The sequence below is a fragment of the Wolbachia endosymbiont of Drosophila baimaii genome (assembly GCF_028982185.1).
Lineage (GTDB): Bacteria > Pseudomonadota > Alphaproteobacteria > Rickettsiales > Anaplasmataceae > Wolbachia > Wolbachia pipientis.
Window position 1 is genome coordinate 1 of record NZ_JAPQLE010000005.1, and the last position, 18,628, is coordinate 18,628.

At 34.9% G+C, this 18,628-nt stretch carries 13 protein-coding genes; 9 read left to right on the forward strand and 4 right to left on the reverse strand.

Features of this window, described 5'->3' with window-relative positions:
* The first annotated feature begins 174 nt into the window (after positions 1-174).
* Entirely contained in the window at positions 175-3,528 is a 3,354-nt protein-coding gene (locus tag OZD66_RS00080; RefSeq protein WP_182367374.1) for a class I tRNA ligase family protein, read from the forward strand.
* Positions 3,529-3,582: 54 nt separating this feature from the next.
* Positions 3,583-6,261 carry a hypothetical protein gene (locus OZD66_RS00085; protein WP_182367377.1) on the forward strand — a complete coding sequence of 893 codons (2,679 nt, stop codon included), beginning with the start codon at positions 3,583-3,585 and terminating at the stop codon, positions 6,259-6,261.
* A 7-nt stretch (positions 6,262-6,268) separates the two neighbouring features.
* On the opposite strand, the gene pheT is transcribed toward OZD66_RS00085, so the two are convergent.
* On the reverse strand, positions 6,269-8,608 hold the full coding sequence (gene pheT / locus OZD66_RS00090) for a phenylalanine--tRNA ligase subunit beta (RefSeq protein WP_182367379.1): 2,340 nt from the start codon (positions 8,606-8,608) through the stop codon (positions 6,269-6,271).
* 112 nt (positions 8,609-8,720) lie between these two features.
* Complete coding sequence (locus tag OZD66_RS00095) at positions 8,721-9,008, reverse strand: hypothetical protein (RefSeq protein ID WP_182367382.1); 288 nt, start codon at positions 9,006-9,008, stop codon at positions 8,721-8,723.
* 191 nt (positions 9,009-9,199) lie between these two features.
* Here OZD66_RS00095 and OZD66_RS00100 point away from each other — a divergent pair, with 191 nt between their 5' ends.
* From OZD66_RS00100 to OZD66_RS00125, 6 genes are read left to right on the forward strand one after another with little or no spacing between them, the layout of a single operon-like run.
* Complete coding sequence (locus tag OZD66_RS00100; protein WP_182367385.1) at positions 9,200-9,925, forward strand: F0F1 ATP synthase subunit A; 726 nt, start codon at positions 9,200-9,202, stop codon at positions 9,923-9,925.
* A 60-nt stretch (positions 9,926-9,985) separates the two neighbouring features.
* Entirely contained in the window at positions 9,986-10,213 is a 228-nt protein-coding gene (locus OZD66_RS00105; RefSeq protein ID WP_006014985.1) for a F0F1 ATP synthase subunit C, read from the forward strand.
* 3 nt (positions 10,214-10,216) lie between these two features.
* A complete protein-coding gene (locus OZD66_RS00110; RefSeq protein WP_182367388.1) occupies positions 10,217-10,696 on the forward strand; it encodes a F0F1 ATP synthase subunit B family protein in 480 nt (159 codons plus the stop codon).
* An 8-nt stretch (positions 10,697-10,704) separates the two neighbouring features.
* Positions 10,705-11,181 (forward strand): F0F1 ATP synthase subunit B family protein, encoded by a 477-nt coding sequence (locus OZD66_RS00115; protein WP_182367391.1) that lies wholly within the window; start codon positions 10,705-10,707, stop codon positions 11,179-11,181.
* A gap of 5 nt (positions 11,182-11,186) precedes the next feature.
* Positions 11,187-12,785, forward strand: coding sequence for a glycosyltransferase family 2 protein (locus OZD66_RS00120; RefSeq protein ID WP_182367395.1), 1,599 nt, complete (start codon positions 11,187-11,189; stop codon positions 12,783-12,785).
* Complete coding sequence (locus OZD66_RS00125; protein WP_182367398.1) at positions 12,767-13,795, forward strand: COX15/CtaA family protein; 1,029 nt, start codon at positions 12,767-12,769, stop codon at positions 13,793-13,795. The genes OZD66_RS00120 and OZD66_RS00125 overlap by 19 nt, the downstream gene beginning before the upstream one ends.
* On the opposite strand, the gene OZD66_RS00130 is transcribed toward OZD66_RS00125, so the two are convergent.
* Both OZD66_RS00130 and OZD66_RS00135 read right to left on the reverse strand, forming a co-directional pair.
* Positions 13,744-15,720, reverse strand: coding sequence for an acetyl-CoA carboxylase biotin carboxylase subunit (locus tag OZD66_RS00130; protein WP_182367400.1), 1,977 nt, complete (start codon positions 15,718-15,720; stop codon positions 13,744-13,746). The two genes, OZD66_RS00125 and OZD66_RS00130, sit on opposite strands and share 52 nt — an antisense overlap.
* 72 nt (positions 15,721-15,792) lie before the next feature.
* On the reverse strand, positions 15,793-16,554 hold the full coding sequence (locus OZD66_RS00135) for an ankyrin repeat domain-containing protein (RefSeq protein ID WP_182367403.1): 762 nt from the start codon (positions 16,552-16,554) through the stop codon (positions 15,793-15,795).
* Positions 16,555-16,704: 150 nt separating this feature from the next.
* Here OZD66_RS00135 and gltX point away from each other — a divergent pair, with 150 nt between their 5' ends.
* Positions 16,705-18,135 (forward strand): glutamate--tRNA ligase, encoded by a 1,431-nt coding sequence (gene gltX, locus OZD66_RS00140; protein WP_182367406.1) that lies wholly within the window; start codon positions 16,705-16,707, stop codon positions 18,133-18,135.
* The last annotated feature ends 493 nt before the right edge of the window (positions 18,136-18,628 follow it).

Sequence of the window (18,628 nt, forward strand, 5' to 3'; positions counted from 1 at the left end):
AGTCATAACTATATGCTGCTGGCACTCAACCTCCTTATCATCGTCTATCCTTATCTTATCACATCCGGACTTCTATGAAAAGAGCTATAATTTGTTGGGGTGTGGGCTACGGAAATATTTTTGAATTTGTAATTTTTCAGAAAGCCCTATATTCTTTAGTTTTACATAGCGAACATGAAGTCAAAGCATTATCCTGATACAGTAAGTAGTCCTGATTTTTCGTCATTAGAAAAAGAAATCATAAAATTTTGGCAGGAAAACAAAGTTTTTGAGCGGTCAGTTGGAGAACGTTCTAAGGATAATTGTTTTGTGTTTTATGATGGGCCTCCATTTGCAAATGGACTTCCGCATTATGGACATTTACTCACTGGTTTCATCAAAGACGCATTTGCAAGATATCAAACTATGCTTCAAAAAAGGGTTGAACGTAGATTTGGCTGGGATTGCCATGGATTGCCGGCTGAGATGGGTGCAGAAAAAGAACTTGGAATATCTGGTAGAATTGAGATAGAGAAGTTTGGTATAGATAAATTTAACGATCATTGCCGTACTTCTGTGATGAAATTTTCATCAAAGTGGGAGAAGTATGTAAATAGGCAAGCAAGGTGGGTAGACTTTCACAATGACTATAAGACTATGGATAAATCATTCATGGAGTCGGTCATGTGGGCATTCAAGCAGCTTTATGATAAGGGTCTGGTGTATGAATCAGTGCGCGTTGTACCATATAGCTGGGCATGCGAAACTCCATTATCTAATTTCGAAACAAGGCTTGATAACGCGTATAGAGAAAAAGTTAGTAAAGCTGTAACTGTTGCATTTGAGCTTTTAGAAAACCCACAGCAATTTAAAAGTGTTAAACGAAAGTGTAAATTACTTGCTTGGACTACAACTCCTTGGACGTTGCCGAGCAACTTGGCTTTAGCAATAGGAAAAGATATTAAGTATTGTGCAGTGTCAGTCCACCCTTTGATGTCATTCCAGCGCGTGACGCTGGAATCTATTTCTGGATCCCAGTGTCTGGGCACTGGGATGACAGGGAGTAGTGAAGGAAGTTCAATGAATGGTGAAATATACATTTTTGCTGAAAGCTACTTAGAGAAATTTATCAGCCACTCTGAACAAAACAATATTCCATATGAAAACTGCAATATAAAACTTAAAGCGAATGATCTTGCAGGTCTTTCTTACAAACCACTGTTTGACTATTTTAAAGACACAAAAAATGCATTTCGCGTTTTTATTGCTGATTATGTGACGGAAGAAGATGGTACTGGCGTTGTGCACACTGCTCCTGGATTTGGTGAGGAAGATTTTTACCTTTGCCAAAGCCATGATATTCCAGTTATTTGTCCAATTGATAACAGTGGAAAATTTACTGCTGAAATTTCAGATTTGGCAGGGGTTCATGTTTTTGATACCAATGATACAGTAATAAAAAAATTAAAAGAGCAAGGGAATTGGTTTAAAACTGAACAATATATTCACAATTATCCACACTGCTGGAGAACTGACACTCCTTTGATCTATCGCACTATGCCTTCTTGGTATGTTGCTGTTACAAAATTCAAAAGCAGAATGGTAGAGCTAAATAAGAGAGTTAATTGGATACCAAACCACATTAGAGATGGTCAATTTGGAAAATGGCTTGAAGGGGCACACGACTGGTCAATTTCACGCAATCGATTCTGGGGTACGCCAATCCCTGTATGGAAATCAGACGATGCGAGATATCCAAGAGTAGATGTATATGGTTCAATAGAAGAACTGGAGAGAGATTTTAATGTTAAAATAGACGACTTGCACAGACCATTTATCGATACTTTAACAAGACCAAATCCTGATGATCCAGCAGGAAAATCAGTTATGCGCCGTGTACCTGACGTGTTTGACTGCTGGTTTGAATCTGGCTCGATGCCATTTGCGCAAATCCACTATCCGTTTGAAAATAAGGAGTGGTTTGAATCTGCGGATTTTATCACTGAATACATAGCGCAAACCAGGGGGTGGTTTTATACGCTCTTTGTATTGTCCACTGCTTTGTTTGATAGGGAACCATTTAAGAACTGCATATGCCACGGTGTTGTTTTGGATGTAAAAGGGCAAAAGTTGTCCAAACGTTTGAATAACTATGCAGATCCAATGGAGGTTTTTGATAGATATGGTTCTGATGCACTGCGTTTTCTTATGCTTTCTGGATCTATTGTTTGTGGTGGTAATTTGCTGCTTGATAAAGAGGGAAACTCAATACGAGATGTTCTGAAAAACGTAATAAAACCTATTTGGAATAGCTATCACTTTTTTACCATGTATGCAAATGCAGATGGGATTAAAGCTGAAGTTTGTAAGGATTATCAAAGCACTATTGATCGTTACATGATTTCCAAGTGTTTTGAAGCTGTAGAAGGTATCCAAGCTTTTATGAACAACTATAACTCCCAAGAGGCTTGCAAAATTTTAATGAACTTTTTTGAAGTGCTAAATAATTGGTATATTCGTCGCAGTCGCGAGCGTTTTTGGAAAGGTGATTTGGATCAGGATAAAACTGATGCTTATAATGTTCTATATACAGTTTTTTATTACATACTAAGAGCTGCAGCTCCTTTGTTGCCACTTATAACAGAGAATATATGGCAAGGGCTTAAGTATGAAGAAACATCTGTTCATTTGGCTGATTTTCCACAATTAGAGAAGTTTGATAGTCAGCTCATTGCCAAGATGGATTTGGTGAGAGAGATATGCAACTCTGCACTCTCTATTAGAAACACTTTTAACATACGTATCAGACAGCCACTTGGCAGTATGATCATTTATCATCAGTCTTCCTGCGGTTTTCTTGAAGATGAATATCAAGAGATGATAAAAGATGAGGTAAATGTAAAAAAGCTAGAGTTAGTAAACAGGCTCGAAGGTATTGCATCACTAGAGTTAAAATTAAATTTTCCTGTGCTTGGAAGAAGAGTTCCAGATAAAATTAAGAAACTAGTTCAATATGTCAAAGAGGGGAAATGGTGGCAAGTTGAAAAAACTCACTTCGACGTCATCCAAGTAGCTGACACTGGGATCAAGATGCAGATTCCAGTGTCACGCGCTGGAATGACAGAAGGTTCCGCAAAAGGTTCAATATTTTTGGGAGATGAATCAGAAAACTACATTATCGAAAAAGGCGAATATGAACTATTATTAAAAGCAAACAGTGAATTTTCCTCCGTGTTTGATAATAACAGAGGAATTGTGATTCTGAACACCACTTTAAATGATGAATTAATTCTAGAGGGGCTTGCAAGAGATGTCGTGAGACTTATTCAGGAAACTAGGAAACAAGCTGATTTTCATATATCTGATCGAATTAAGGTGATCATAAAAACAAAAGATGAGAAAATTAAGAAAGCGACAAGTAAATGGAGTGAATACATAAAAGAGCAGACTCTTTCCTTATCTTTAGAAATTAATACAGAAATTGGAACTAACTTTTATTCTAAGGAATATCAGGATTTAAGTGTTGGTATTAAGTTAGATTGTCAGTAGTTGAAAATCGTCAGTGTTTGTGCTATACTTAAGGTAATTGGATAAGGTTATGGTATGAATGCTGTTGTAGATTGTGAGAAAGTTGTTGGTTTGAATAACAACAGTGATGATTTAGGTAAAGTAGAATCTATTTCCAATGTTACTTTAGAAGAGCAAGAAGAGTTTTTTGATGCTATGGAAGAACAGGGCTGGTTAATTAGTAATATCCCGCAGGAATCTACTGACACTTCGGAAGGACAAGAGGAATTCTTTGATTGTAGGACTGCTGATTTTGACATTCCACTCAGTATATTTCATTATAAAGATTATAACTCTGACTTTTTTACTTCTTGGTATAATATATCAAGCGGAATATTTAAGGAAATAAACAGAGCTTGCCCGGAAAAACGGGTATTGAATTTAGCACTATCGGTTTTAATGTTTCCTTATATAGTTTTTACTGTGTTAGGATTAGTCATATATAATAAGTTTAAAACAAATGATAAGATACAAATCAGTTCAGAGGAGAGTAAGACAAAAAAAAGTGAAGTAAGTGAAAGTACAGCAAAAAGATTGGCATATGGTGTTCTTGCTGCAGTAGCGATTCTTGTTAGTATACCTATACTTCTACTCTTGCTTATTCCTGCAACACCCGCCTTAGCTACTTTTTATCTTACAAACAGAAAATTATCTCATTCTTTGGTTGATGTTCTTAAAGTGAGTAGTGGGTTATGTCAAAATGAACACCAAAATATTGAGGTATCTTTTCATGAAATAGAGGCTATTGAAACAGACATTAAGTGGGATATGGAAGTTAAGTTTCCATTGCAATTTAAACAACTACTTAGAGATTTATACGAAGATCCAAAACACAATGCTGTACTAAAATTGTCAGCTAATATCCACTTAAAAAATGGTCTTAAGCCTTTACGTAATGAAATCAAGGATGTGCTTGCAACTTCTATTCAAGAGTTTGCAAAGACTATGGAAGAGCTGATGAAGCTAGAAAAGAAAGATATTACATATGATAAACTGAAGGAATTGTTGAACGAATTCAGACTGAAAGTGGTGAGTAGTATAGATTCTAAGTTGACAACTCACTTAATATACAACGCCTATCAAGTTGCCTTTATACAAGCAATTAAATTTGCACAAAAAAGAGAAGAAGATTTTTCATTAGAAGACGTGCTAGAAGGTATATTAGTGAAACAAGAGCTGGAGAGCCAAGGTAAGGAATTACCAAGTAGAAAAGAGATTATAATAGAAGATTTGAAAAACGCAGGAATGGAAGTAGAAGACTCAAAAGATGATGAATTTTCTGTACATGAGGCGGAATGGAAAAAGCTTATAAAGGAAGGCGAAATAGTTAAAAGGACAGTAATTGATATTTATAAAAATAAGCATCTCCAAGCAACAGAGAAAGCCTTAGGTAATGCGAAAGAAGAAATTGAACGTTTAAGAGGAATAGGTCAAACAAGGTGTAACAATATATATAAGAAATTAAAAGAAATACATGAAAACAGTAGCTTAACAAATGACACCTTAAAAAGGGGGTTAGAAGACCTTTTTAAATTCGAATATGATGATCAAGAGATTGAGCGCAGGCTGATAAAATCAGTAATGAAAAAAGTTCAAGGTGAGTTAAGTCAATCAGATATACCGGATAAGGAGAAGCAAAGCCTAAGGAAGCAGCTTGAAGATTTAGAAAAAAAAGTAAAGGTTCCATCGGATAAGGAAGCTTCAGCTAAAATAAATGACTTTATAGAAAAGATGTATTTAGAAATAAAAAAATATAAAGTGCAAAGGTTACTTCGAGAACAAAAAAAGGGTGTTTTACGTTTATGCAAGAAATTAAGAAAATATGGTGAATCAGGTCTAGCAGAAATAATTGAAGTTTTTCGCGTGCAAGATGAAGGACATTTAGAAAAATCTACATTAGAACAAACACTCAAAGATCAAAATAAGCGTTTACAAGCTGAACAAAATAACAGGGAAAAAGGGCATCCGGGTACAAGATCAATAGAAGTGCTCTTAAAAAGGAATGAAGAAATTCTAAAAGCATTAGGACAATTAGAATCAGACAAAAAAGAATCATTGATAAATGAAAAAGCAACAAATGATTACAGAGAAGAACTAGAATCTCGTGAAAAAATAAAATTTGCAGTAATAGAAGATGAGTTGTTGGAGGTGCTTAAGCAAGAAACTTTTAATGAAAAAGAAATCAAGAAATTATTCGAGAAAGCAGAACTTGAGTACTGTTTAGCAGAAAGATGCATCAAATATCCTGTAATTAAAACAAAAGATAATATCAAACATTTTAGTCAAAATTTATTGTCTCCTTTGATAGACAATTTGACAAAAAATATAATAAATAATATACCAGGAAATAGTGAAGGTTATATACAGAAAGTTAAGAACTGGGGTAAAATTGTGCTTGGTACAATAAGGATGGGAGCATCGAATGTTTACAAAGAGGCTACAGAAAGAAAAGCGTTAGAGGTGGCACACAACTCTTATAAGGAAGGAGAGACATTTCTTCAACATTTCGAATCAAATTATGAGAAAGCTGGGGCTTTTTTAGGTGATTTATTTTCTGATGATGGAGAAAAATTTAAGGATGATGTATGGCCTAAAATAGAAGAGCATTTGCATGGAATGTGGGATAGATTTTTTAAGGATATTGAATTCAAGATAGGGAATAGATTGGATGAAGTAAGTGTGACACAGCAGCAGAAGAACAGCAGAACACTATGATTGCGGTTCAATGATGAGTTCTCAAAGTTCCTCCGGTATTTTCACATACTAAATTAACTATAGTACTTGATTCTTTTTGGATCTCTTTTTCAGTTAAAGTGTGGATTGGAGAGCAAAAAGTAACTGACAACGCTATAGACATTTTATTCGGCTCTATATTGTTCCCGTGGTATATATCAAATACTAAAACTTCTGTGATGAGCTCTGAGCTTTTTTTTACCACATTGATTATGTTACCTACTTCCACATCCTTATTTACAATAAATGCGAAATCACGTTTTACACTTTGGTATTTATAATCGATAAATTTCTTTCTACTTACAGGTAAATTTCCGATATTTTCTAATATTACCTCAAAGCCTACAATTTTTTGTTTGATATCAAACAAATCCGGTACACTTGGGTGCAATTCCCCCAAATAACCAACTATTTTACTTCTAAAAGATAAGGTACCTGACTTTCCTGGGTGATAATATTCTTTTTCTGCTCTTTCTATCATTAAATTATCACAATTGACGTTAAAAAACTCCAAAGCTGCTATGCAATCAGCCTTTGCGTCAAAAACATCTACTTTCCTATCAGTATTATAATGGTTTCGCGGTAAATTATTTCCTGTTCTTATTCCACTTAAGACATGTTTAGACTGAGCTTCACCATCGTAAATCGGCCCGATTTCGAAGATTGCAAGATCAGATATTCCATGGGCAATATTATCAGCAGTAACTTGCAATAAATTTGGCATAATACTTGGTCTCATCATATTAAAGTTATTGTTAAACGGATTATCGATGATAAATAACTTATTCGAGTAACCAAATTTTTCAGCTGTTGATTCACTCATAAACGACCAGGTTAGCACTTCATGAAATCCTCTGTTTGTCATCAAAATACGCAAATTGTCGTATGTACTATCTACTTCTTCAACATTATTTGGTAGTGGTTCTTCTTTTATTTTGTCATAGCCGTATATTCTTGTTACTTCTTCAATTAGGTCAGCAGGTATAGTCACGTCCGGTCTCCAGCTTGGTACTTGTACATTCCAATTGCCTTCGGTTTTTTTATCAATACTAAACCCTAGTTTCGTTAAGATATCAAGCACCTCATCAGGCGATACAGACACACTTCCAAACTTGTTCACATCCTGATAATCAAAGCTCACCTTGGTGTCAGCACTATCTAAACTGCCAGCAGACACTACGCTTGAGGTTTCTCCACCACATAAGTCCAGAATCATTTTAGCTGCAAGGTTGAGTCCATCAAAAGTGAATCCAGGATCAACTGAACGTGCAAATCTGTAACTAGCGTCTGTGGAGATGCCGAGCTCCCTTGAGGATTTGGCAATAGAGATTGGATCGAGCAAAGCTAATTCCAAAAAAATATTGGTAGTTTCAAAAGTACATTCACTGCACTTACCACCTATAATTCCAGCAACTCCATGGATATTTTTATCACCTGCAATAACGCTTATGTCTTTGTTTAATAAGTATTCTTTACCGTTTAAACCAGCAAATTTTTCTCCGTCGTTTGCTTTGCGTACTGTGAGCTCTCCTTCTATTTTTTTTGCATCATACGCGTGCATTGGGCGGCTGAAAGATATCATAATATAGTTCGTGATATCAACTATTGCAGAAATGGAGCGCATTCCTATCGACTCCAGCCTATCTTTTAACCATTTTGGGCTTTCTTGATTTTTTACATTGGCGATGTATATTCCACTAATAAAACTTTCCCCGTCAATAACTTCAACATCGATTGGTGAATTTATGGAGCTGGTAAGTTGTGGAATGCTTAAAGTCTTTAATGTCCCAATTCCAGTTGCAGCAAGGTCGCGAGCTATTCCATAAATGCCTAAGCAATCTCCACGATTTGGAGTAACATTTATATCAATTACAGGGTCACAATTGAAAAATTTATCCCCTACTTTATAATCATCAGAAAGCTCGATTATTCCTTCACTTTTCTCTTGAACCAGCGCAAGTTCAGAAGCAGAGCAGAGCATCCCTTCACTTAGCATTCCTCGTATTTTTGTGGACTTAATTGTGAGATCACTTTCTGGCAATGTGCTACCAAGAGATGCAAGCACAGTTTTCATACCTTCTCTAACATTGTTTGCTCCGCAAACTATTTGTAGAATTTTACTCCCATCATTTACTTTACATAATTTTAATTTATCGGCATTTGGATGAGGTACGACTTCTAATACCTCTGCAACGATAAGCCCAGCTAATTTGGTATTGTCGATCACATCTTCTACTTCTAACCCTATGTGAGTTAATTTATCGGTAATTTCTTCTAAACTAGCATTGGTTTCTAAGTACTCTAATAACCAAGATAATGTGAATTTCATGGACCTAAAAAGAAGTGAAAAAGTTATTGTAATGTAAAATGTAGTGATTTTAAAGCTTATTGTAGTGGAATACTTCTACATCATGAGCAATGATGTAGAAGCTTTTGTAACTTTATATCTTCTTGTGAAGAGAATTTATCTTCTTTATATCACCTTTTAAATCTATTTCCGTAAAGAATTTAAGATTCATATTGTGGTTATCTGCATGGAAGCTATGAATGTAGCCATCTATAGTTAAGTCTCCTATCATATTATGGCTTTCATCTAGTATTTCGCTTCCTATGTGATAATTGCCAGTATGTTCGTTAAAGGAGCTATCTGTCAATTTGATGTATCCGTTGCCAAATTCCTGCTCTAAATTCAAAGGATGATTAGTGTTAATAAAATCTATTTCGTTCATTATATACCTCACTAAAAATTAAATTATAATTAAAATAAGATGTTAAGTCAAGAGTTACTGTAATTGGCATTTTGATTACATATTTTGTTAATATGCTAATGCTATAATGATACAGAGCTCTACATAATCTTAACTCTTGACTTTGTCCTATAAAATTCATACTTTATTTACTGTTGATAGTTCAGATTAAAATGGCATTAAATCCGCTGGAGCAGTTTAAAGTATGTACGGTAATAGAGTTACCCAGGTTATTTGGGTATGACGTAAGCTTTACCAATTCATCTTTTTTCACGATGATTTCGGTGATATTGATGATACTCTTTTTGCTTTTTGGAATAAAGAAGGGGTCAGTAATACCAGGATATTTGCAAGCTGCAGTTGAGTATGTATATGATTTTGTTATCTCAATAATAGAAAGTAACACTGGAAGCAAAGGCTTGCAGCACATTCCATTGATATTCACAGTATTTATTTTCATTTTATCGTGTAATTTGGTTGGTGTTCTTCCTTATAGTTTCACGGTCACAAGTCATGTGATAGTCACCTTCGCTTTATCGATGGTGGTTTTTATTTATATAACGATTGTTGGATTTAAAGAAAGGGGAGTAGAATTTTTACGCATATTGCTACCAAAAGGAACTCCTTCGTGGCTTGCACCTATAATAATTATTATTAAGTTGTTTGCTTATTTAGTAAGGCCGATTAGCCTATCAATAAGGCTTGCAGCAAATATGATTGCTGGTCATACAATCATCAAAGTGATAGCAGGGTTTATTGTAAATATGAACATATTTCTCACTCCTGCGCCGTTTTTGTTCATAATTGCATTGATAGGATTTGAAGTATTTGTTGCAATTTTACAAGCTTATATATTTACTATATTAACATGTGTATATTTGTCAGATGCAGTAAAGTAATTGACTTCCTTGTAGAATATTTTACAATTAGATTATAAAGAAATAGTTAAGGGTAAATATATGGATTTAGTAGCTTTAAAATTTATAGCAATTGGTTTAGCTGTGTTTGGAATGCTCGGTGCTGGTTTAGGTATAGCTAATATCTTCTCTGCTATGTTAAATGGGATTGCGAGAAACCCTGAATCAGAAGGTAAAATGAAAAGTTATGTTTATATTGGTGCTGCCATGGTTGAAATCATGGGATTGCTTGCGTTTGTACTTGCAATGTTGTTAATATTTGCTGCTTAACAGATGCCACAGCTTGATGTTTCAACTTTCTTTTCTCAAGTTTTTTGGTTTTTAATTTTTTTCTCTTCACTTTTTTTCGTAGTAAGTTGTTTATTTTTGCCAAAGTTAGATGAAATAATAAGCACTAGAAGTAAAGAAGTATTGGATTCTTTTAATAGTTCTGTTCATCTTTTAAGACTTACGGGAGATCAGGTTGCCAAGTATAACGCAGCTTTAACCCAAGCTAGAATACAGGCAAAAAAAATCATAGATGATGCACTTGCTCAGGTAGAAGAAATGAGAGCTAATGTTAAGAATATATTAGAAGAGGAAGACAAAAAAAAGAGCAAGCTTATTGAAAAAAAAGTGGCAGAATTTAAATCTGAATATACTGATCAGTTAAAACAAATGGCTACTAGTATTGCTTTAATTTATTATACTAAATTGACTAATTCTGAAATTGAAGAGGAATTTATTGCTGACTTGGTGTCCAAAGAATTTTAGGGGTTTTTATGTCTACATCACTGATTATCGGTCTTGCCTTCTTGGTAAGTTTTGTCCTTTCGTATAAATTGCTAAAGAAAGTGATAAAAAATGCGCTTAACAATAAGCGTAACAAAAGCAAATTTTCAAGTGAAGAAACTGAAAAATTCAGGAAAGATATGTTGGAGTATTACAAAAAATCTTCTAAAAAATACAAAGAATTAGATGCAGAAGTTAATAAAATGATGAATGAAGCACTTGATAAAGCTAATAGTATCATTAAGCACAATAGACAGCAGCTAGATCAGACATTAGATGACAATGCCCATTCTAACTTGAAGAAAGTCACTGACCAAGTTGAAAAAGCTCTTGGAGATTTACAGGCTAACACAGCGAATATGGCTGCTGATGCTGTAAAAAAAATAATGTATGAACGTAAAGATGATAAGCGTAGTAGTGAGGTCATATCTTCATTTTCACGTGACTTAAATAAAAAATTGCATTAGGTTTGATGCCTATACTTCAAGCTGATAATGTAGAAAAAATTAAGTTTGATTCTAGTTTGTGCAAAGAGCAAGAGAAACTTTTTTACTATAAATTTAATATAGTTCCTTGGCAAAAATTAAATGATACTACTTTTTTTATGGCTGAAGACACAAGCCGAGATATCAACCGTTGGGTCGAAGCTCATTACGGTATTGACTATGTATTAATAAAAGTGGATAGCGAACAGATTTTAAATCTTCTTAACTCGCACTTTGGTATTTCAGAATTTGCAAGCAAATACTTATATTACAAGAATCCTAATTTTTCAGCTAAAAGCATTAAACTAAGCTCAATATTTTTTGCTTCTTTCTTTATTGTAACTTCAATTTTAACACTAACAGAGAAATATACATATTTTGCTTTGATGTTGATATTTATAATCGGATGTTCTAGTTATTTATTCAAGTTTATAGCTACAGTTTTTAGCTTATGTGAAACCTCCAACCAAAAAGTGGATTATAGTAAGCTGAATGAAGAAGATTTTCCTATATATACTATTTTATTGCCTGCTTTTAAAGAAAGTGCAGTGATAGAGCAATTGCTCGAAAGCATTGAAAGTTTGAATTATCCAAAATCAAAATTAGATGTGAAGCTTCAGGTAGAAAGTGATGACCAAGAAACGCTAGCAGCTATAGAAAAGTACACTTTACCGCAGTATTTTGAAGTAATAAAAGTGCCTCATTCTTTGCCTAGAACAAAAGCCAAGTCATGCAATTATGCTATGAGCTTTGCTAGAGGAAAGTATGCAGTAATATATGATGCGGACGATAAACCAGACCCATTGCAGTTAAAAAAAGCACTGATTGAATTTAATAAGGGCGACGATAAGTTAGCCTGTGTACAGGCGAAATTAAATTACTATAATTGTGATTATAATTTTCTCACAAAATCCTTTTCTCTGGAGTATATGAACTGGTTTCAATACTTATTGCCTGGATTCCAAAAAATGAACATGCCAATGCCTTTGGGTGGTAGCAGTAATCATTTTTCAGTAAAAATTCTAAAAAAAGTGTTTTTCTGGGATGCTTATAGTGTTACCGAAGATGCTGACCTTGGTTTGAGACTTGCGCAAATGGGATATAAAACCAGGATGATTGACTCAGAAACATTGGAAGAGTCACCAATTGCTGTATTTGCTTGGATTAAGCAAAGAGCGCGCTGGATCAAAGGATATATGCAAACTTATATTGTTCATTTAAAAAATATAAAGTCACTTTATAAACACACTGGATTTAAGGGAATTTTGCTATTGAATCTTTTTGTTGGCTCTGCAGCTTTTATATTTTTTACTACTCCATTTTTACTGCTTTCATTGATATTAACTAAAGTTTTAAATAAATTATTTTTGTACTATTTTATAGTGGTATACGTTACTAACCTGATTCTTTTGGTAATGGCTGTCAAACAGCAAAAGATGTCTTTTTATTTTTATATAGTATCGATATTTTTTCCGGTCTATAGTCTGCTACATAGTGTTGCAGCTTTTCTTGCCTTGTGGGAGTTTATTCTTTACCCTGAGCGATGGAACAAAACTAAACATGGTTTATGGAAGCAAAACCTGTAGCCATTTGGCTTTTTCTCTGCTCGGTCATGGTAATTCTTATGGTAGGAATTGGTGGATTTACCAGACTTACAAGAGCGGGATTGTCAATCACGGAGTGGAAACCCATCACTGGAACATTACCACCACTGAGTGAACAAGACTGGCTACAAGAAAAATTAAAATACGAAGCTACACCTGAATATAAAGCACTTAACTATGGTATTAGTATGGAGGAGTTTCGCGCTATATACTTAATAGAATATGTACACAGATTGGTGGCAAGACTAACAGGTTTAGTCTTTGTCCTGCCATTTATATATTTTACATTAAGAAGAAAAATATCTAAAAAAGTAGTAATAAAGCTATTTATGGCATTATTATTTGGAGCTTTACAAGCTTTTGCTGGTTGGTATATGGTTAAAAGTGGTTTAGTAACTGAACCTCATGTTAGCCACTATAGGCTTGCACTTCACTTATTATTAGCATTAATTATCTTTGCATTATTGTCATATCAATTTTTTGATTACCAAATCAGGCCAAAGCAAACTAAACTTAAGATTAGTAGTGACACTATATACTATACAGGGATGATTTTGGCCCTAATTGTAATACAAATAATTTTCGGTGCGTTTGTTGCGGGATTAAATGCTGGTTTGATTTACAATACCTTTCCACTAATGGACGGACAAATCGTTCCAGAAGATTTATTTTTCTTACACCCTATATGGCTGAATATCTTTGAGAACAGAGCGACAGTGCAATTTATACATCGAGCACTGGCATTGCTAATACTAACTTTGGTAGTAATACTCACAGTAAAAAATGCTAGCATAAAATCGGTATATATTATGCTACTCTCCGTCGTCATTCAGATCATTTTAGGTGTAATTACTCTATTATTGCACATACCGATAGCCATTGCCATAGCTCATCAAGTGTTTTCATTTATCTTGTTTGGGTCAAGTTTATACTTCTTGTGTTATTTAAGGAAGCAGACTACATCACCAATCTGCACATTTTTTCCTTCTTGAACGGGAATATTTTTTATCACCATTGCTGCTTCAGCACATATAATATTTTCCATTTTCATCGCTTCCACAACAAATAAAGGTTGTCCTATTTCTACCTGATCTCCTACATTTACGTGTAATTTAACTAATAAGCCAGATATTGGGGATTTTACAGCATCTACTGAAATCCCTTCTGTTTCATTATTTAGCATTAACTTACTTAATTCAGCTACATGAGGTTTAAATATACAACACTCAGCTTTCATACCTGCATGTCTTATGAAGTATTTACTGCCTTGTTTTTCTACTTTAAATGTTATATCAGCATCATCATTAATTGTAATATATAGTAACTCATGACTTGATTTCCACTTACCACTTACAGAATATACGTTATGGTTGTATATTGTTATTAACGTATTATCTTGGTACTTTACGTTTACAGAGTACTCATTGTCATTTATTACAACTACAAGCGTTTCATTCACTGCCTTATGATAATACCTTTCTTCATTTTCTAAATGAACATATAACGTAGTGAAAATAAATATTTTAATATACTCTTCTGTAATAAAATCGCCGTGAAACCCACTAGGGTAATGATCTGGAATAAATCTCGTGTGGAGCTTCGCTGCAATAAAATTTGGGTGATGGAAGATGGATTCTAGAAATTCTATATTATTTGTTACTCCTTTTATATAGCATTCAGACAATGCTTTTTGCATTCTGCTGATCGCTTCTACTCTATCTTTTCCACATGTTATAACTTTTGCAATCATTGAGTCATAGAACGTGCTAATTTCTGAACCTGCAGCAACTCCATCATCTATTCTTATGTAATCATTTTCACCCGGTTTATCGTAATATTTTATTCTTCCGCTGGAAGGGAAAAATTTCTTCGATGGGTCTTCAGCGCAAATTCTACTTTCTATTGCAGAACCAGTAAGTTTAATATCATCCTGATTGAATCTCAATTTCTCTCCACAGGAAGTTCTAATCATTTCTTCTACTATGTCTATTCCAGTTATAAATTCTGTTACTGGATGCTCAACTTGCAATCTCGTATTTACCTCAAGAAAATAGAAGTTTTGGTCTTTATCTACAACAAACTCAACAGTGCCTGCTGAAAAATAGCCAACTTGCTTTGCCAGAGAAACACATTGAACATACATTTTTTGTCTTACTTCTTCACTAATGAATGGACTTGGCGTTTCTTCTATTATTTTCTGATTATTCCTTTGTATCGAGCATTCTCTTTCTCCAAGACAAACTATATTGCCATATTTATCTGCTATGATTTGTATTTCAATATGTCTTGGTAGTTCTATATATTTCTCTATAAAGATACTGCCATCCTTAAAACTTTTCTCTGCTTCATTTGTTGCTGATGTGAACGCTAGTTCAATTTCTTTTTTGGAATTTACTATTCGCATTCCCTTGCCACCACCGCCTGATGCAGCTTTGAGCATAACGGAAAAACCGATCTCTTCAGCAACTTGAGCTGCATGGGCAGCATCGCTGATCTTACCCATATATCCTGGCACTACATTCACTCCAGCTTTTCTTGCCGCTTCTTTTGCTGTTATTTTGTTGGCTGTAACTTCTATTGTTTCTGCACTGGGGCCAATGAAGTCTATATTATGCTTCTGCAAAGCACGTGGAAAATCTGGATTCTCTGCTAAAAAACCATAGCCAGGATGAACTGCCTGCGCACCTGTTTCAACTGCTACTTCACATATTTTTTCAATGTTTAAATAACTGAGGCAAGATGGCGAAGGGCCGATATATCTTGACTCATCTGCTTGTCTTACATGCACAGAATTTACATCTGCATCCGAGTATATGCACACACAAGATATACCCATCTTATGGGCAGTTCTGATAATCCTGCAGGCAATCTCTCCCCTGTTTGCTATTAAAATCTTACTGTACTTCTTTTCTATCATCGTATGAGTATACTTTCTGAAGTTAAGAAAGTAAATTCCTATATCATTGCCTGCAAGTAATTTCTAGCTTCATCAAACACCTAAACTTTCTCCTGCAAGTTGTACATTAGCATTTTCCACTAAAGTGCTTTCGTTATGCAAGGCATGTATCTCGCTACATGCTTTAACTGACAGGTATGTGACTCCGCCAGAAGCTATTGCAACCATCGAGCTTAGTGCAAAAGATTGAGAAACTAAAAATAAAAAGTATAAAGACAAACATAAAGCAGCGATACATGCTATCGCTCCTATTATATATAAGCACAGGTGAAACTTCTGGTTACATATAAAGCTGTCTTTTATGCCTGCGATTTGCTTAATTTCTTTCTGTTGTGCAGCATTTAAGTAATAAAGAGGAGTTTCCCTCTTCTTATTAAAAGCATAGCCTTTACTGCAGAGCGCATCTTTAATATATTTTTTATTACATTTGAGTTCCTCTTTCAATCTGCTTACTTCTTTCCGACTTCCAGCTTCTTCTGCTTTCGTAATTTTGTTATCAGCTTCCGTCTCTAAGTCATTCACAATCTCTTGTACTGCAGGCAGCAAAATTCCACTTCTTGCTGCTTCATGAAATGGATTATCTCCATATTCATTATGCGCAGTTACAGAAGCAATGTTCTTCTTACAAATGTCTACAAATTTACCTTTGTTTTGTATTCTTGCAGCTAAATGCAGGAGATTATCTGCCTGTACTCTTTGTTTTGTTTTATCAAATGGGCCGGTGTAACGCCAACTGACATTAGCTTCATTATCTAAAAGCAGTTGTTCTATTTCCTCACTTAAAGATCCAATCATAACTCACCTCGCTATATTTAACCAATACTAAATTATGCAACACAATTTATGAAAAATAAATAAAATTTTATCTCTCAGAATAAATAAATTCTAAATTGTTACAAACATAAATTTTAGCTATCATCACTTACATTACTGTAATAGACAAATATGCCAGACGTAGTCACTAGATTCGCTCCATCACCAACAGGGTTTTTGCACATTGGTGGGGCTCGTACTGCGTTATTTAATTGGCTCTATGCAAAGCATCATGGTGGCAAGTTTTTGCTGAGAATTGAAGACACCGACAGAAAACGTTCAACGCAAGAAGCAATTGATGCAATTATAGAAGGGCTAAGATGGCTCGGTATGAGCTATGATGGGGAAATAGTATATCAGTCAAAAAGAATAGAGCGGCACATTGAAGTAGCAAACCTTTTAGTTGAGAGGGGTAGGGCGTATCACTGTTATTGCCCTGAAGATGAAGTTACAGAAAGGAAGACAAAAGCAAGAGAGGAGGGCAAGATATATAAGCATAAGTGTACTACAAAACCTCCTTCTTGTCATCCAAGTAGCCGACACTGGGATCCAGAAAAGAATATGTGGTCACGCGCTGGAATGACATCGGGTGTGAGGTCAGTTATCCGTTTCAAAGTGCCAGACTCACAAGAGATCGTCATTGATGACAAAATATACGGCCAAATCAAAGTAAATAGCGACCAGCTTGATGACATAGTAATCTTACGCTTTGATAACACTCCAACATATATTTTTGCCGTAGTAGTTGACGATCATGATGCTGGAATAACTGATATAATACGTGGCTCTGACCATCTCACTAATACCTTTAAACATCTGCTAATATACCAGGCTCTTGATTTTGACATTCCACGCTTTGCACATGTGCCGCTTATCCATGGGGAAGATGGGAATAAGCTATCCAAAAGGCATGGTGCCACAAGCGTTTGCGATTATGAAAAGATGGGAATATTGCCAAAAGCGATGCGTAATTACTTGCTGAGACTTGGCTGGAGTCACGGCAACGATGAGATTATTAGCGATGAGCAAGCAATAGAGTGGTTTAATTTAGAAAGTATTGGTCGTTCACCTGCACGGCTCGATTTCAAAAAACTGGAGCATTTGAATAACCACTATATTAGTAATATGAGCAATGAAGATATTCTGACTCTAATGCTTAGAGAAAATACTCTAACTGACAAAAAAAAGGGCTATTTACTGCAGGGACTGACAGAGCTAAAAAAAAGAGCAAACTACCTGACCGAATTATTGGATTTAGCAAAATTTTATATTCAAGATCCGCCACTTGATTTAAGTGAAGAAGCTTGTCAAATTGTCAAATCTAACCTCAATATAATTAAGTTACTCGCATCATTTCTGTCAAAGATCGGTGATGAAAATTGGAATAAGGGTTTTTTATCTTCTCAGATCAAGGAATGTGCAAAATTGCACGATATGAAAATAAGCGATGTATACCACTCATTACGCGCCCCTATAACTGGAGTAATGGATGCACCTGGAATCATTGATATCATGGTGATTCTTGGTAAAGATGAGTGTATAAGAAGGTTACAAGCAATTTAAATGAAATAAGAAAATTACTTGACATCCTTCGCCAGCCCCCTTATCATGAAACTGAAGCTATTTATTTATCTTCGCAATCTGCAGATTAAAACGACAAAGGGAACTTTGTATTTGGCGTAAATCATGCTTAATTTTTTGTACTATGTGCACCTCATGTCTTTATAAAACTTCTGGGTTTCTACCTATACAAGCCGAAACGCGCTTATAAAGCGTTTAAGACATCAAAAGACGTCAAATAGAACAAGGGAGAATTTGAATACTAGCTACCCTAGGTTTTCTTTGCCTTTTTTTTATTTGGTAAATTTCTTAAATATTTATAGCTAAACGACAATCGTCATCCCGCTGCTTGTGAGCGGGATCTAGAGATACCGCGAATGAATCGCGGTATGACGGCTAAGTAGGGTGTCATCCCAGTGCTTGACACTGGGATGGCTTTGTTGCATCGCTACTTATGAAAGGCTAACTATAGTTAGGATTATAAGTAACCTATTGA

What these genes read in the sequence shown, in the direction of transcription:
- OZD66_RS00115 (WP_182367391.1), top strand. Translation starts at nt 10,705, where the DNA reads ATGTCTACATCACTGATTATCGGTCTTGCCTTCTTGGTAAGTTTTGTC.
- OZD66_RS00130 (WP_182367400.1), bottom strand. Translation starts at nt 15,720, where the DNA reads ATGATAGAAAAGAAGTACAGTAAGATTTTAATAGCAAACAGGGGAGAG.
- OZD66_RS00095 (WP_182367382.1), bottom strand. Translation starts at nt 9,008, where the DNA reads ATGAACGAAATAGATTTTATTAACACTAATCATCCTTTGAATTTAGAG.
- OZD66_RS00135 (WP_182367403.1), bottom strand. Translation starts at nt 16,554, where the DNA reads ATGATTGGATCTTTAAGTGAGGAAATAGAACAACTGCTTTTAGATAAT.
- pheT (WP_182367379.1), bottom strand. Translation starts at nt 8,608, where the DNA reads ATGAAATTCACATTATCTTGGTTATTAGAGTACTTAGAAACCAATGCT.
- OZD66_RS00100 (WP_182367385.1), top strand. Translation starts at nt 9,200, where the DNA reads ATGGCATTAAATCCGCTGGAGCAGTTTAAAGTATGTACGGTAATAGAG.
- gltX (WP_182367406.1), top strand. Translation starts at nt 16,705, where the DNA reads ATGCCAGACGTAGTCACTAGATTCGCTCCATCACCAACAGGGTTTTTG.
- OZD66_RS00085 (WP_182367377.1), top strand. Translation starts at nt 3,583, where the DNA reads ATGAATGCTGTTGTAGATTGTGAGAAAGTTGTTGGTTTGAATAACAAC.
- OZD66_RS00110 (WP_182367388.1), top strand. Translation starts at nt 10,217, where the DNA reads ATGCCACAGCTTGATGTTTCAACTTTCTTTTCTCAAGTTTTTTGGTTT.
- OZD66_RS00105 (WP_006014985.1), top strand. Translation starts at nt 9,986, where the DNA reads ATGGATTTAGTAGCTTTAAAATTTATAGCAATTGGTTTAGCTGTGTTT.
- OZD66_RS00080 (WP_182367374.1), top strand. Translation starts at nt 175, where the DNA reads ATGAAGTCAAAGCATTATCCTGATACAGTAAGTAGTCCTGATTTTTCG.
- OZD66_RS00125 (WP_182367398.1), top strand. Translation starts at nt 12,767, where the DNA reads ATGGAAGCAAAACCTGTAGCCATTTGGCTTTTTCTCTGCTCGGTCATG.
- OZD66_RS00120 (WP_182367395.1), top strand. Translation starts at nt 11,187, where the DNA reads ATGCCTATACTTCAAGCTGATAATGTAGAAAAAATTAAGTTTGATTCT.